14 protein-coding genes are annotated in these 13,534 nt (G+C 73.0%); 8 read left to right on the top strand and 6 right to left on the bottom strand.

Features of this window, described 5'->3' with window-relative positions; all coding sequences use genetic code 11:
- Positions 1 to 39: 39 nt before the first annotated feature.
- Positions 40 to 246 (bottom strand): DUF5999 family protein, encoded by a 207-nt coding sequence (locus tag IE308_RS14675; protein ID WP_110626797.1) that lies wholly within the window; start codon positions 244 to 246, stop codon positions 40 to 42.
- Positions 247 to 600: 354 nt separating this feature from the next.
- A complete protein-coding gene (locus IE308_RS14670) occupies positions 601 to 1,191 on the bottom strand; it encodes a hypothetical protein (RefSeq protein ID WP_190218237.1) in 591 nt (196 codons plus the stop codon).
- Between the two features lie 558 nt (positions 1,192 to 1,749).
- On the opposite strand from IE308_RS14670, the gene IE308_RS14665 reads away from it, so the two are divergent.
- Together IE308_RS14665 and IE308_RS14660 are read left to right on the top strand one after the other, a co-directional pair.
- A complete protein-coding gene (locus IE308_RS14665) occupies positions 1,750 to 3,267 on the top strand; it encodes a glutamate-cysteine ligase family protein (protein WP_110626795.1) in 1,518 nt (505 codons plus the stop codon).
- A gap of 181 nt (positions 3,268 to 3,448) precedes the next feature.
- A complete protein-coding gene (locus IE308_RS14660; RefSeq protein ID WP_190218236.1) occupies positions 3,449 to 4,228 on the top strand; it encodes a CPBP family intramembrane glutamic endopeptidase in 780 nt (259 codons plus the stop codon).
- Positions 4,229 to 4,295: 67 nt separating this feature from the next.
- On the opposite strand, the gene IE308_RS14655 is transcribed toward IE308_RS14660, so the two are convergent.
- Entirely contained in the window at positions 4,296 to 5,105 is an 810-nt protein-coding gene (locus IE308_RS14655; protein ID WP_110626793.1) for a PhzF family phenazine biosynthesis protein, read from the bottom strand.
- A gap of 186 nt (positions 5,106 to 5,291) precedes the next feature.
- Here IE308_RS14655 and IE308_RS14650 point away from each other — a divergent pair, with 186 nt between their 5' ends.
- Positions 5,292 to 5,933, top strand: coding sequence for a PadR family transcriptional regulator (locus tag IE308_RS14650; protein ID WP_110626792.1), 642 nt, complete (start codon positions 5,292 to 5,294; stop codon positions 5,931 to 5,933).
- A 44-nt stretch (positions 5,934 to 5,977) separates the two neighbouring features.
- Here IE308_RS14650 and IE308_RS14645 read toward each other — a convergent pair whose 3' ends face one another.
- On the bottom strand, positions 5,978 to 6,169 hold the full coding sequence (locus IE308_RS14645; protein WP_110626791.1) for a hypothetical protein: 192 nt from the start codon (positions 6,167 to 6,169) through the stop codon (positions 5,978 to 5,980).
- A 198-nt stretch (positions 6,170 to 6,367) separates the two neighbouring features.
- Between IE308_RS14645 and IE308_RS14640 the strand changes: the two genes are divergently transcribed.
- The 3 genes from IE308_RS14640 to IE308_RS14630 all read left to right on the top strand — a co-directional run bounded on the left by IE308_RS14640 (position 6,368) and on the right by IE308_RS14630 (position 9,274).
- Positions 6,368 to 6,907 (top strand): Clp protease N-terminal domain-containing protein, encoded by a 540-nt coding sequence (locus IE308_RS14640; protein ID WP_190218235.1) that lies wholly within the window; start codon positions 6,368 to 6,370, stop codon positions 6,905 to 6,907.
- Positions 6,908 to 6,981: 74 nt separating this feature from the next.
- Positions 6,982 to 7,989: an EamA family transporter gene (locus tag IE308_RS14635; protein WP_190218234.1), complete on the top strand. Its 1,008-nt coding sequence runs from the start codon at positions 6,982 to 6,984 to the stop codon at positions 7,987 to 7,989.
- A gap of 349 nt (positions 7,990 to 8,338) precedes the next feature.
- A complete protein-coding gene (locus tag IE308_RS14630) occupies positions 8,339 to 9,274 on the top strand; it encodes a DMT family transporter (RefSeq protein WP_190218233.1) in 936 nt (311 codons plus the stop codon).
- A gap of 293 nt (positions 9,275 to 9,567) precedes the next feature.
- Here IE308_RS14630 and IE308_RS14625 read toward each other — a convergent pair whose 3' ends face one another.
- Positions 9,568 to 10,230, bottom strand: a complete 663-nt coding sequence (locus IE308_RS14625) for a pyridoxamine 5'-phosphate oxidase family protein (protein ID WP_190218232.1) — start codon at positions 10,228 to 10,230, stop codon at positions 9,568 to 9,570.
- 43 nt (positions 10,231 to 10,273) lie between these two features.
- On the opposite strand from IE308_RS14625, the gene IE308_RS14620 reads away from it, so the two are divergent.
- Positions 10,274 to 11,605, top strand: coding sequence for an aminotransferase class I/II-fold pyridoxal phosphate-dependent enzyme (locus IE308_RS14620; RefSeq protein ID WP_190218231.1), 1,332 nt, complete (start codon positions 10,274 to 10,276; stop codon positions 11,603 to 11,605).
- Here IE308_RS14620 and IE308_RS14615 read toward each other — a convergent pair.
- Positions 11,596 to 12,540, bottom strand: coding sequence for a DMT family transporter (locus tag IE308_RS14615; RefSeq protein WP_190218230.1), 945 nt, complete (start codon positions 12,538 to 12,540; stop codon positions 11,596 to 11,598). The genes IE308_RS14620 and IE308_RS14615 overlap by 10 nt on opposite strands.
- 74 nt (positions 12,541 to 12,614) lie before the next feature.
- Between IE308_RS14615 and IE308_RS14610 the strand changes: the two genes are divergently transcribed.
- Positions 12,615 to 13,532 (top strand): LysR family transcriptional regulator, encoded by a 918-nt coding sequence (locus IE308_RS14610; protein ID WP_190218229.1) that lies wholly within the window; start codon positions 12,615 to 12,617, stop codon positions 13,530 to 13,532.
- The last annotated feature ends 2 nt before the right edge of the window (positions 13,533 to 13,534 follow it).

The following is a 13,534-nucleotide window of genomic DNA, read 5'->3' as shown; positions in this document are numbered from 1 at the left end:
AGTGCGGCGGGCGGCGGGTGCCGTCCGGGATGAGGCCGCTCAGGCGGCGGTCATCACCTGTGTGGTGCCCAGCGGACGGTGCGGGGCGATGATCTGGCCGTCCGGCAGAAGCTCACCGGTGTCCTCGAAGAGGAGTACGCCGTTGCACAGGAGGCTCCAGCCCTGCTCGGGGTGGTGTGCCACGAGACGGGCGGATTCCCGGTCGGCGGACTCGGCTGTGGGACACGGCGGCTGGTGCTGGCACATGGATGGGATCTTTCGCTCTGTCGTGATCATGTCCGGCCCCCGTAGATGACACGTTCGGTTGGAATCCAGTGTTGCCCCACGGGCGGCATTCCGCAGGGATTTCGCAGCACCGCTTCTCACAGAATGATGACGCATCACCCGGGCGGGCGGTTCATTCCAACTCCGCTGTCACTTTGGGTGGTTGGCCGTGGCCCAGAGTGTCTAGTCCAGCTGGGCGGCAGGACTTCTGAGCGAGTACTCGCTCGGGCGAGCGAATTGCGGCGCGATTGCCGGAAAGGGCGGACGGGGCGCGGGCAAGGGCGTGCCCCGACAGCGGAAATGCGTGTCGGGGCACGGAAGGCCGCGGCCGGCCGGTCAGGCGGGCGAGCCGAGCAGCGGGGGCGCGGCCGGGGTCACCCGGTGCGTGAGGACCGGCAGCAGGTCGGCGACCCGGTGCGGGAGGTGGGCGGCGATGCCGGGCGGGGCGGGGGCCAGCGGCACCAGCAGGTCGGTGGCGGCGGGGTGTCCGCCCGTGCCGTCGGAGGCGCAGTCGCCGTGCAGCCAGAGCGTCAGCATGTACAGACCGGGCACGGACAGCAGGCGCGGCTGGTACGGCTGTGTCACCGACTCGGCCTGGCGCAGCGCGCGTTCGGTGGAGGTGACGTACGGGCCCTCGAAGAAGTGGGAGAAGGTCCAGCCGTCGGCCGTGAGCCGGGTCTCGGCGGCGGCGACGGCGCGGTCTCCGCACCGGATGAGGAAGCGCCAGCCGGCGAGCCGGGTGGCGGAGACGCCCTCGGGCGTGACGTGGTCCAGGACGTGCAGGGGCAGGGGCAGGTCGGGGATCGCGGGGTGCTGGGCGGAGCGAAGCGAGGGGGTCCGGGCTTCGCGGACAGCGGTGGGGGAACCGAGTGCCGTGAGGACGGAGCGCAGTGCGGGCGCGGGAGCCGGAGGGACATGCAGCGGCATGGTGGGACGCCTCTCATTCGACAGGCACGGTGGCGCGAGGGCGGGGCGGGGGCGGACGGCGCTGTCAGCTCTCGATCGAGGTCAGAGAGGCGGGGGCCGGGGTCAGGGACGTGGGGTGTGCGTGCGGCCTGTCGTCGGGTCACCACGACGCCAGGCGGGGACCGTGGGCGCCCACCTTCTGCCTTGTGTGCGGAGTTTATACGACACGTGTTCAGACTGTGTTTCGTCTAGCCGTTTCCGTGACACTCGGCAAGAGGTCATCGAGACGACGATACGCGGGAATCCTCCCGATTTCGAACCGGCCTCAAGTGGGTGACCTCGGCCTATGCGCATGCAGCGGTCGGCCAATTCTCGTCGGCGTTTTTCACGAGATCCCGTGTTCGTGAAACTGCGCTCCGCGGCTTGCCCGGTGAATGTGCCGCCGGACTCCTCGCCCAGCCTACCCGGCGGGGCGGCAGCGCGGGACGTTATCGATCGCACTGGCGGGGCATCATCCACCCTGACCCGGACACCGGCGGCCGGACGGCGGGCCGCTCACCCCAGGAAGGGACACGTTGCATGGGCGAGAAGGTCGTGGCAGGCGAGTTCGACCTGTCGGATCGCCAGCGCTACCGCGAGAAGCTGCGGCAGTGCCTGTCGGGGCTGGAGCGGCTCCTGGCCCAGCAGCGGTTCGATCGCCCGAAGAACCTGATGGGCCTGGAGATCGAACTGAATCTGGTGGGCTCCGACGGGCAGCCGAAAATGCTGAACGCGGAAGTGCTGGAGCGCATCGCGAGCCGTGACTTCCAGACGGAACTCGCCATGTTCAACCTGGAAGTGAACATAGCCCCCCACCGGCTCGGCGGCCGCGTATTCGATCGGCTCGCCGAGGAGTTGCGCACGTCGCTGGCATATGCCGACCGGAAGGCCGGGGAGGTGGACGCCGCCATAGCGATGATCGGCATTCTGCCCACCCTGGACCGGGACGACCTGGTCTCGTCCAATCTTTCCGACGTCGACCGCTACACCTTGTTGAACAATCAGATCGTGGCCGCGCGCGGAGAGGATTTCACCCTCGACATCGACGGTGTGGAGCGATTGACATGCACATCCAAGTCGATCGCGCCGGAAGCCGCCTGTACGTCCGTGCAATTGCATCTCCAGGTCACCCCGGCGCGTTTCGCCGACGTGTGGAACGCGGCGCAGGCCATTGCCGCCGCGCAGATCGCCGTCGGCGCGAATTCTCCTTTCCTGTTCGGCCGTGAACTGTGGCGCGAGTCGCGTCCGCCGCTCTTCCAGCAGTCCACCGACACCCGGCCGCCGGAACTGCAGGCGCAGGGGGTCCGGCCGCGCACCTGGTTCGGGGAGCGCTGGATCACTTCGGCTTACGACCTGTTCGAGGAGAACATCCGCTACTTCCCGGCGCTGCTGCCGATCTGCGACGAGGAGGACCCGCTGGCCGTGGTGGCGGCCGGCGGCGCGCCCAAGCTCTCCGAACTCGTCCTGCACAACGGCACCATCTACCGCTGGAACCGGCCGGTGTACGACATCGCGGACGGCGTCCCGCACCTGCGCGTGGAGAACCGGGTCCTGCCCGCCGGGCCGACCGTCACCGACGTCGTCGCCAACGCGGCCTTCTACTACGGCGTGGTGCGCGCCCTCGCCGAGGACAGCCGGCCGGTGTGGACCCGGATGCCCTTCGAGGCCGCCGCCGCCAACTTCGACGCCGCGTGCCGGTACGGCATCGACGCACGCCTGGAGTGGCCGCGCCGCGGCCGGCTGGGCGGTACCGCCGAGGTCGACGCGGTGAGCCTGGTCCGCGACGAGCTGCTGCCGCTGGCCGAGGCGGGGCTCGACGCGTGGGGCGTGGAGCGGGCCGACCGCGACCTGTACCTGGGCATCATCGAGGAGCGGTGCCGGCGGCGCACCAACGGCGCGTCCTGGCAGGCCGCCACCTTCCACCGGGCCCTGGAGGCCGGCCTGTCCCGGGAGGCCGCGCTGGCCGCGACGACGCGGCGGTACCGGGAGCTGATGAACCAGGGGGAGCCGGTCCACACCTGGCCGGTCGGGCTGCCGGAGCCGGTGCCGGCGGGGTGACGCGGGGCGGTCCGCCGACCCGCCCGGCGTCGGACGGCCGGTCGGCCGCTCCCCGGCCACGCGTCCGGTGCCCGGTCGGCCGCCCCCTGCGCATCTCCCGCCCCCTCGCTCCGTAGGCTCTTGCGAGGCCCCGTGCCGGTGGAGACCGGAGGCCCGGGGACCGAGCGACTGGAGGCGGCAGGTGGCGGAGACCCTTCCCGAGCGGCGGCTGACGCGGCGGATACTGCGTGACGAGACCCTGCTCGTCCTCGGGCTGTCGCTCGGCGCGAGCGGCGTGTCGGCGTTGATCAGCTTCGTCGGGTCGGTCACCAAGCCGGGCGGGCTCAAGGACCAGGCGGCCACCCTCAACGCCTCGGCCGCGCCCGGACGCCCCTGGCTCGACCTGGCCTGGCAGCTGTTCGGCATCGCCTCCGCACTGGTCCCGGTCGCCCTCGTCGCCCACCTGCTGCTGCGCGAGGGCGGAAGCCTGCGCACCCTCGGCTTCGACCGCACCCGCCCCTGGCCCGACCTCGGGCGCGGCGCGGCGGTCGCCGCCGTCATCGGCAGCACCGGCATCGCCTTCTACCTCGCCGCCCGCGGCCTCGGGTTCAACCTCACCGTGGTCCCCGAGGCGCTGCCCGACGTGTGGTGGAAGTACCCGGTGCTGGTCCTCTCGGCCGTGCAGAACGCCGTCCTGGAGGAGGTCATCGTCGTCGGCTATCTGCTGCGCCGGCTCGGCCAGTTGGGCTGGACGCCGGGCACCGCGCTGATGGGCAGCGCCGTACTGCGCGGCTCCTACCACCTCTACCAGGGCGTCGGCGGCTTCGTCGGCAACATGGTGATGGGCGTGGTGTTCGTCTTCCTCTACCGGCGCTGGGGCCGCGTCGGGCCGCTCGTCGTGGCGCACTCGCTGCTCGACATCGGTGCCTTCGTGGGGTACGCGCTGCTCGCCGGGAAGGTGGGCTGGCTGCCGACCGCCTGACCCACGCAGGAGACAGGGGCGTACGACGCTGTCGTACGCCCCTTCGCCGTGTTCCGTGCGCGGTGGCTCAGGCCAGCAGGTCGCCCTCGATCACGGTGACCGCCCGGCCGCTCAGCAGGGTGCGGTCGTCGCGCAGTTCGGTGCGGACACGGCCGGAGCGGGGCGACGCCTGCAGGCCGGTGAGTTCGGCGCTGCCGAGGCGTGCGGACCAGTAGGGGGCGAGCGCGGTGTGGGCGCTGCCGGTGACCGGGTCCTCGTCGATGCCGACGTTCGGGAAGAAGCAGCGGGAGACGAAGTCGTAGCCCCGGGACGGGTCCTCGGCGCGGGCGGTGGCGATGATGCCGCGGCTGGAGTAGGCGGCGAGCGCCTTGTGGTCCGGGGTGAGGCCGCGGACCGTCTTCTCGTCGGCCAGCTCGACGAGCAGGTCGCCCACGTTCGGGCCGGTGTCGAAGGCGGTGCGCGGTGCGGCGCCCAGTGCCTCGGCGACCCCGTCCGGGACGCCGACCTCGGTGAGCGGGGCGGTCGGGAAGTCCAGGGTGATCGAGCCGTCCTCGCGGGGCGTGGCGATGAGCACGCCGCTGCGCGTGGCGAAGCGGACCGGGCCCTGGTGCGCGCCGGTCGTCGCGAGGACGTGGGCCGTGGCGAGGGTGGCGTGGCCGCACATCGCGACCTCGGCCACGGGGGTGAACCAGCGCAGTGCCCAGTCGGCCTCGCCGTCCTCGGGCAGCCGGTGGGCGAAGGCGGTCTCGGCGTGGTTCACCTCCATCGCCACCTTCTGGAGCCGGTCGTCGTCGGGGAAGGCGTCGAGGAGCAGGACGCCGGCCGGGTTGCCGGCGAAGGGGCGGTCGGTGAAGGCGTCGACGATTCGGATGCGCATGTCCCGACGTTAGCGGGGGAGCGAAGCCGCAGGACAAGGCCAATCCGCGGGTGCTGGACCGGTTTTCGCGGAGGGCGCGCGACGGGGCCGCTCACGGAGGGACATCGGCCGGGGGTTGTCAGGCGATGTGTTCCGATATATCGTTGAGGCATCGCGACAGATCAACGATGGAATGGAGTGGTTGCGATGCGTACCCACGGATTCGGTTTCGAGCGTGGACATGGCGGCCCCGGCCAGCGCGGCACGGGCATGGGCGGCTTCGACGGACGGCGTGGTGCCTTCGGTCCCTTCGGGCCCGGTGGACACGGCGGTCCCGGTCACGGCTTCGGCGGACCGGGCTTCGGCCCCGGCCCCTGGGGCCCGCGAGGGCGCGGCGGACCGCGCGGCAGGGCACGGCGGGGTGACGTACGGGCCTCGATCCTGGCCCTGCTGAAGGACCGGCCGATGCACGGCTACGAGATGATCCAGGAGATCGCCGAACGCAGCGGCGGCGCCTGGAAGCCGAGCCCCGGCTCGGTGTACCCGACCCTCCAGCTGCTGGAGGACGAGGGTCTGATCAGCAGCGCGAGCGAGGGCGGCAAGAAGCTGTTCTCCCTCACCGAGGCCGGCCGCGCCGCCGCCGACGAGGGCCCCGAGGCGCCCTGGGAGGAGGCCTCGCGCGGGGTCGACTGGGAGGCCCTCAACGACATCCGCCAGGCCGGTTTCGGTCTGATGGAGGCCTTCGGGCAGGTCTGGAAGACCGGCAGCAAGGAGCAGCGGGAAAAGGCGCTGGGCGTCATCAACGAGGCCCGCAAGAAGCTCTACCTGATCCTCGCCGACGAGGACTGAGCCGCAAGGCGTGGGGCGGCGGGGCGGTTCGGCCGGCCCGCCGCTCAACCGACCCGTCGTATCTCTGCCGCGTCGAACACGTCCCATGCCCTGGGGAACGTGCTCTCGTCGTGGCAGTGCCACGCCTCCCAGAACAGGTCCGCGAGCAGCGCGTCCTCCGGGGCGTACACCCGGTAGACGTACTGCCTGCCGTCGACGGCCGGCAACGCGACCAGCCAGCACCTGCTGCTCTCCATTTCCCTGTGGGACGAACGGCGGGACCCGGTGGTTGCCCTCGGGGGCGCGTGGCAAGGCGGCGCGCGCCCCTCAAGCGTTTTTGGCCTGATCTCCTCCCCAAGGAGGAGATCCCTGCTCGCCACGTCCACTCTGTGTGGGACGCGAAGATGCTTCGCGCCGGGGATGTACGCCTCCGGTGCGCCTGATGGGGTGGGAGCGTGCACCCCCGTATCCCCCGGCAGCCCGCCCGTGACCTGGAACTCCGCCACCGCGTCGACGACGACGCCCGGATGGGCACCGAACTGGCCGCCGTGGTGGCCGGTGCCCGGCGGCGCGCGGTGCGCGACGGGGACCGGCAGATCGACACCGCCCATCTGCTGCACTCCCTGCTGGATTCCGACCCCGACGTCCGTGCCGTCTTCTGCGGACCGGCCCGGGTCGCCCGCCTGCTCGGCTATCTCGTCCAGCGCAGCATCGGCTACGGCCTGCGCTGGCAGGGCAGCGTCGAGGACTCCGGTTCCGTACCTGCCGTGACCGACGCCGAGGGGTTCTCGCCGCTCGCCGGGCGGGCCCTGGAGGCCGCCTGCGCCCGGGCCGCGGAGCGCGGGGAGCGGGCCCGGGGGGTCGATCTCCTCGCCGCGCTCGTGGCCGATCCGGACGCCCGCGCCGTCGAGGTGCTCGCCGCTGCCGGGATCGAGGCACGGGACGTCGTGGACGGGACCCTGTGGCGGGCGGAAGAAGCCGACGGGGGCGGCTGACCTCACGCCGTGACCGTCCAGTCGTTGAGACAGGTGTCATCGGGGGTGACGCTCCTGTCGGCGCCTGTCATCATGTGCCGGTGCATACGTCTGGAAGCAGTCAGGGCAACCCCGGCAAGGGCGTCGGGCTCTCCCTCGCCCTCGCGTCGGCGCTCGCCTTCGGTGGCTCGGGAGTCGCCGCCAAACCGCTGATCGAGGCCGGCCTCGACCCGCTGCACGTGGTGTGGCTGCGGGTCACGGGCGCCGCTCTGGTCATGCTGCCGCTCGCCGTCCGCCACAGGGCGCTGCTGCGCCGCCGGCCCGCGCTGCTCGCCGGGTTCGGCCTGCTGGCCGTCGCCGGGGTCCAGGCCTGCTACTTCGCCGCCCTCTCCCGGATCCCCGTCGGCGTCGCGCTGCTCGTCGAGTACCTCGCACCCGCGCTGGTGCTCGGCTGGGTGCGGTTCGTGCAGCGGCGGCCGGTCACCCGGGCCGCCGCCGTCGGTGTCGTCCTCGCCGTCGGTGGCCTCGCCTGCGTGGTCGAGGTGTGGGCCGGCCTCAGCTTCGACGCCCTCGGACTGCTCCTCGCGCTCGGCGCCGCCTGCTGCCAGGTCGGCTACTTCGTGCTCTCCGACCACGGCGGCGACTCCGGCGCCGACGCCCCCGACCCGCTCGGCGTCATCGCCTACGGCCTGCTCGTCGGCGCGGCCGTGCTGACCGTCGTCGCCCGGCCCTGGGGCATGGACTGGTCCGTGCTCGCGCACTCCGCGCGGATGGACGGCACCCCCGTCGCCGCGTGGCTGCTGCTCGCCTGGATCGTGCTGGTCGCCACCGTCGTCGCCTACGTCACCGGCGTCCTCTCCGTGCGCCGGCTCTCCCCGCAGGTCGCGGGCGTGGTGGCGTGCCTGGAGGCGGTCATCGCGACCGTGCTCGCCTGGGTGCTGCTCGGCGAGCACCTGTCCGCGCCCCAGCTCGTCGGCGGGGCCGTCGTGCTGGTCGGCGCCTTCATCGCCCAGTCGTCCACCCCCGCGAAGGGAGACGGGGAGCCGGTGGCGAGCGGGGGCGGCGCCGAAAGGGAGTTGTCGGCGCGCGGGACCGCCGCCTAGGGTATGGATCATGCATTCGGACGCGCTCGTTCTCCCGCCCCCGGCCGCCTGAGGCGGGCCATCGGTGGATCACGCCCGGCGGTGTTCGCCGTCGGCGGTGCCTGAGCTGCCCGCAGAAGCCGTCCTGTTCTGGGAAATCGTCGGCGGTTTCCGGGGTCCTGTGTCGTCCTCACTGGTGACGGCGTGCCTCTGAGGCCTTCGCGCGGCTCGCCTCCGGTGCTACCGCGGGGATTGCCTCTGCTACCGCGGGGCCTGCCTTTGGTGCTCCCGCCGGGTTCGCCTCTGGTGCTCCCGCGTTCGGCCTGCTGACGGGTTCCCTTTCTGCCTTCTGCTGTCGCGGAGAGAACTCGTGTCCCTTCCTGCTTCCGGTCTGCCCGTCGGGCGAGGCCTGCTCTATCTGATCGTCGCCGGTGCCGCCTGGGGCACCGCGGGCGCCGCCGCCTCCCTGGTCTACCGGGCCAGCGACCTCGGGCCCGTCGCCCTGTCCTTCTGGCGGTGCGCCGCCGGGCTCGTCCTGCTCGCCGCCGCCCGGCTGCTGCGGCCCCGGGGCGCCGCGGCCGTCGCTCCCGCCCCGCTCGGGCGCCGGGTCCGGCGCGCCCTCGCCACGGGGATCGGGCTCGCGGTGTTCCAGACCGCCTACTTCGCGGCCGTCTCCGCCACCGGGCTCGCCGTCGCCACCGTCGTCACCCTCGGCGCCGGGCCCGTCCTCATCGCGCTGGGAGCCCGGCTGACCCTCGGGGAGCGCCTCGGCGGGGGCGGGGTCGCCGCCGTCGCGGGGGCGCTCGCCGGGCTCGTGGTGCTCGTGATCGGGGGTGGCGGGGCGAGCGTACGGCCCTGGGGTGTGCTGCTCGCGCTGGTGTCCGCCGCCGGGTACAGCGTGATGACGCTGCTCACCCGGCGCTGGGGGCGGGAGGGCGGGGCCGACGCCTCCGCCACGACCGTGTCGGCGTTCGCCGTGACCAGTCTGTGTCTGCTGCCGTTCGCGGTGGGGGAGGGGCTGGTGCCGCACGCGGTCGATCCCGTGCGGACCGTGGTGCTGCTCGGGTACATCGCGGCCGTGCCTACCGCCTTGGCCTACGCGCTGTACTTCGCGGGTGCGGCTGTGGTGCGGTCCGCCACGGTGTCCGTGATCATGCTGTTGGAGCCGGTGAGTGCGGCGGTGCTGGCCGTTTGTGTGCTGGGGGAGCGGGTGTCCCTGGCGACGTGTGTCGGCACTGTGCTGATGCTCGGGGCTGTCGGGGGGTTGGCTGTGGCTGAGGCTCGGGGGGTTGTGGCGGTGCAATAGCCCGGTGTGCCTGCGGCGGCCGGTGCGGGTGGGTGGGTGGTTGCTCGCGCAGTTCCCCGCGCCCCTGAATGCCTGCGGCGGCCCGCGCGGGGCTGTGGGTGGCTGGTGTAGCGCCGTCTGCTGGTGGTGGGGTCGGGGCCGCGCCGGGGGGTATCCGTCCTCGGTGCGCCGCCGGGTACGGTCAAATTCACACCGTTTCCTTCCGCCGCCCGCTGCGGGCGGACACCCCCCGACACGGCCCCTTCCCGCCGTAAGCGGCTATCCCGTCGCAGGGGCCGTGCGGCGGGGCGGCGTCAGAGCGTGGCGAGGTAGTCGGGCAGGCCGGTGCCGGGCGTGAGGTCCGGGTCCGCCACGGGGGCCTCGTAGCCCTTGCGCAGGGGGACCAGGCCCGCCCAGTGGGGGAGGGCCAGGTCCTCCGGCTCGTCGTTGACGCCGCCGGTGCGGAGCTTGGCGGAGACCTCGTTCAGGTCGAGGCGGATCACCGCGGTGGCCGCCAGTTCCTTCTTGTTGGCCGGGCGGGAGTCGGCGGCACGGCCGGGTATGACGTGGTCGACCAGGGCGTCCAGAGCGAGGCGCTTCTCCTCCGGGTCCGTGACGTCGTGGGCGACGCCGTGCACCACGACCGAGCGGTAGTTGATCGAGTGGTGGAAGGCCGAGCGGGCCAGCACCAGCGCGTCGACATGGGTGACCGTCAGGCAGACCGGGAGGCCGGGGTCGGCCTGGCCCGTCATCCGCAGCGGGCGCGAGCCCGTCGAGCCGTGGACGTAGAGGCGGTCGTCGACGCGGCCGTACAGCGTCGGCAGGACCACGGGGGCGCCGTCGCGGACGAAGCCCAGGTGGCAGACGTAGCCCTCGTCGAGGATCGCGTGCACCAGCTCCTTGTCGTACCGGGCGCGTTCGGCGGAACGCGTCGGGACGGTGCGGTCGGTGGGCGTGTAGGCGGCGGGCCCCTGCATGGCGCTCTCCCGTTTTCTGTTGCACTAGTGCATAATCGGCTTTGTGCTAGGAGAATATCGGATCGAAGGGCGCCGTGCAGCCGAGATTGCGGCCAGTGTGGAGCGGGGGGTGGCGGAAGGGGCGCTGCAGCCTGGACAACTGCTGCCTCCCATGCGGGAGTTGGCGGGGACGCTGGGCGTGAACGCCAATACCGTCGCCGCCGCCTACCGCACCCTGCGCGAGCGCGGGGTCATCGAGACCGCCGGGCGGCGGGGCAGCCGGGTGCGGTCCAAGCCGGCGACCACCGGGCGCGACTACATCGCGGTGGAGGTCACCGAGGGCGTGCGGGACGTATCGGCCGGCAACCCGGATCCGGCGCTGCTGCCCGCTCTCGGCCCCGCTTTCGCCACCGCCGCCGAGGAAGGCGACCGGGAGCCGGTGCTGTACGGGGACGCCGCGGTGGAGCCGGAGCTGGCACGGAGGGCGCGGGCCGATCTGGACGCCGACGGAGTGCCGGACGGACCCCTCGCCGTCACCTCCGGCTCGCTGGACGCCATCGAGCGGGTGCTCGCCGCCCACCTCAGGCCCGGGGACACCGTCGCCGTGGAGGATCCCGGCTGGGGCAGTCTGCTCGACCTCGTGCCGGCGCTCGGGCTGCGGACCGCCCCGGTCGGCGTCGACGACGAAGGGCCGCTGGTCGAGGATGTGCGGCGGGTGCTGGAGGGCGGCGTGCGGGCGCTGATCGTCACCGACCGGGCGCAGAATCCGACCGGTGCCGCGGTGAGCGCCGCACGCGCGCGTGCGCTGCGGGCGGTGCTGCGCAGGCATCCGGACGTGCTGCTCATCGAGGACGACCACGGGCACCGCATCGTCGACCTGCCGCTGCACCCGCTCGCCGGGACCACGCGCTGCTGGGCCCTCGTCCGGTCGGTGGCCAAGGCCTACGGCCCCGATCTGCGGCTCGCCGTGCTCACCGGCGACGACGTGACCCTCGACCGGGTGCGCGGGCGGCAGCGGCTCGGGCCCGGCTGGGTCAGCCGCGTCACGCAGCGGGCCGTGGTGCGGCTGTGGCGCGAGGGCGCGGTGGACGTGCGGGAGGTGGCGGGCGTCTACGGGCGGCGACGGGACGCGCTGATCGGCGCGCTCGCCCGGCGCGGTGTCGAGGCGCACGGCCGCAGCGGTCTGAACGTCTGGGTGCCGGTGCCGGACGAGACCGGTGCCGTGGCCCGGCTGCTGCAGGCCGGCTGGGCCGTCGCGCCCGGCGCCCGCTTCCGGGTCGGCGCTCCGCCCGGCATCCGGATCACCGTCGCCGACCTGCCCGAGGCCGACGCCGAACCGCTCGCCGAGGTGATCGCCACGGCCCTCGGACGGTCCGCCGAACGCCGTTACGTGTGACTGCGCGGCTTCACCTGCGTCAGCGCCGCGCCCGCCAGGACGATCACCGCGCCCACCGGCGTCGACCAGCGCAGCGACTCGCCGAGCAGGGCGACGCCGGCGGCCGTGGCGATGACCGGGATGAAGTACGTGACCATCTGCGCGGTCGTCGGGCCGACCTCGGCGACGATGCCGTACTGGAGCAGCATCGCCACGCCCGTGCCCAGCGCGCCCAGGGCGGCCACCGCCAGCAGGGGCAGCACGGGCAGGTGCGTGGGGAAGGTGGTGAACAGCGGGGTCACGATCGCCAGTTGGACCGTGGCCAGGAGCAGCTGGGCGCCGGTCAGCGACAGGTGCGAGTGGCCGGTGCCGGCCAGGGTGCGGCGGACGTGGATCCAGCCCACGGGGTAGCTGAGCGAGGCCAGCAGGGCGAGGGCCGTGCCCTTGGCGTCCAGGCCGGAGAACCCCTGCCAGGCGCCGAGGACCGTCAGCACGCCGAGGAAGCCGAGGCCGAGCCCGGCCACCCGCACCCGCGTCGGCCGGTCCTCGGAGAGCGCGACCAGGGACAGAGCCATACCCCACAGCGGCGACGTCGCGTTGCAGATGCCGGCCAGCGTCGACGGGATCGTCAGCTCCGCGTAGGCGAAGAGGGAGAAGGGAAGCGCGTTGAGGAAGAAGGCGGCCACCGTCAGATGCGCCCAGGTGCGGGCCCCGCGCGGGAGCCGCTCGCGCTTGACCGCCAGCGCGAGCGCCAGGACCGCCGTACCGAACACCAGGCGCCCCAGCGTCACCTGGAACGGGGCGAAGCCGTCCGTGCCCACCTTGATGAGGAGGAAGCTGAAACCCCAGATCAGGGAGAGGGCGGCGAAGCGCACGCGCCAGCCCGGGCGCGGGCGGGTGAGCTTCGGGTGTGCGGGAGCGGTGGGGGAGGAGGCGGGGCGGGCGACGGTGCTCATGGGCGTAACCATGCCGCCCGGAACTTCTTAGCACAATCGAGAATTCGCGAGCGGTATCTCGTAGGGTTGCTTACATGTTGAATCTGGAGCGCCTGCGCACCCTCGACGCCCTCGCCCGGCACGGCTCGGTGAGCGGAGCGGCGGAAGGGCTGCACATCACCACCTCGGCCGTCTCCCAGCAGATGTCCAAGCTGGAGCGGGAGGTCGGTCAGCAGCTCCTCGCCAAGAACGGCCGCGGGGTACGCCTCACGGATGCCGGCCGGCTCCTCGCCGAGCACGCCGCCCGCATCCTGTCCCAGGTCGAGCTGGCCCAGGCCGACCTGGAGGCACAGCGCGGCCAGGTCGCCGGTGAGCTGCGGATCTCGGCCTTCCCGACCGCCGCCCGCGGGCTGTTCCCGCTCGCCCTGCCCGTGCTGCGCGCGGAGCACCCCGCGCTGCGCGTGCGCTCCTGCGAGCTGGAACCGGAGCGCGGGATCTCCGGCGTGATCCGCGGCGACCTGGACCTCGCGGTCGTCCTCGACTGGTACAACAAGCCCATGCCGGTGCCGGACGGCCTGGCCAAGGCCTCCGTCCTGGACGACCCCGCCGATGTCGCGATGCCGGCCGGCCACCGGCTCGCCGGGCGGCAGGAGGTGGACCTCGCCGAGTTCGCCGAGGACGAGTGGATCACCTGGGGCGAGGGCGAGTTCTGCCACGAGTGGCTGATGTTCACGCTGCGCTCCAAGGGCATCGAACCCCACCTCGTCCATCGCGCGGCCGAGACACACACCCAGCTCAACCTCGTCGCGGCCGGACTCGGCGTGTGCATCGCCCCGCTGCTGGGCCGCCACCCGTTGCCCGCCGGTGTCGTCACCGTGCCGCTCAAGCAGCGGGTGCGGCGCCATGTCTACGTCGTCTGGCGCGCCGACGCCGACCGCCGCCCGTCGATCCGCGCGGCGGTCCGGGCCCTGCAGTCGGCGGCGGCGCGCGTGGGAGGGGACGGGGCGCAGTAGGA

It is taken from the genome of Streptomyces griseosporeus, from assembly GCF_014656055.1.
GTDB classification, from domain to species: Bacteria; Actinomycetota; Actinomycetes; order Streptomycetales; family Streptomycetaceae; genus Streptomyces; species Streptomyces griseosporeus.
The sequence above is the reverse complement of the archived record's forward strand: the minus strand, read 5'-3'. Positions and strand labels throughout refer to the sequence as shown.

Bases quoted from the DNA above. Each gene is read 5' to 3' on its own strand.
- IE308_RS14675 (WP_110626797.1), bottom strand. From the start codon at position 246: ATGTGCCAGCACCAGCCGCCGTGTCCCACAGCCGAGTCCGCCGACCGG.
- IE308_RS14670 (WP_190218237.1), bottom strand. From the start codon at position 1,191: ATGCCGCTGCATGTCCCTCCGGCTCCCGCGCCCGCACTGCGCTCCGTC.
- IE308_RS14665 (WP_110626795.1), top strand. From the start codon at position 1,750: ATGGGCGAGAAGGTCGTGGCAGGCGAGTTCGACCTGTCGGATCGCCAG.
- IE308_RS14655 (WP_110626793.1), bottom strand. From the start codon at position 5,105: ATGCGCATCCGAATCGTCGACGCCTTCACCGACCGCCCCTTCGCCGGC.
- IE308_RS14650 (WP_110626792.1), top strand. From the start codon at position 5,292: ATGCGTACCCACGGATTCGGTTTCGAGCGTGGACATGGCGGCCCCGGC.
- IE308_RS14645 (WP_110626791.1), bottom strand. From the start codon at position 6,169: ATGGAGAGCAGCAGGTGCTGGCTGGTCGCGTTGCCGGCCGTCGACGGC.
- IE308_RS14625 (WP_190218232.1), bottom strand. From the start codon at position 10,230: ATGCAGGGGCCCGCCGCCTACACGCCCACCGACCGCACCGTCCCGACG.
- IE308_RS14615 (WP_190218230.1), bottom strand. From the start codon at position 12,540: ATGAGCACCGTCGCCCGCCCCGCCTCCTCCCCCACCGCTCCCGCACAC.
- IE308_RS14610 (WP_190218229.1), top strand. From the start codon at position 12,615: ATGTTGAATCTGGAGCGCCTGCGCACCCTCGACGCCCTCGCCCGGCAC.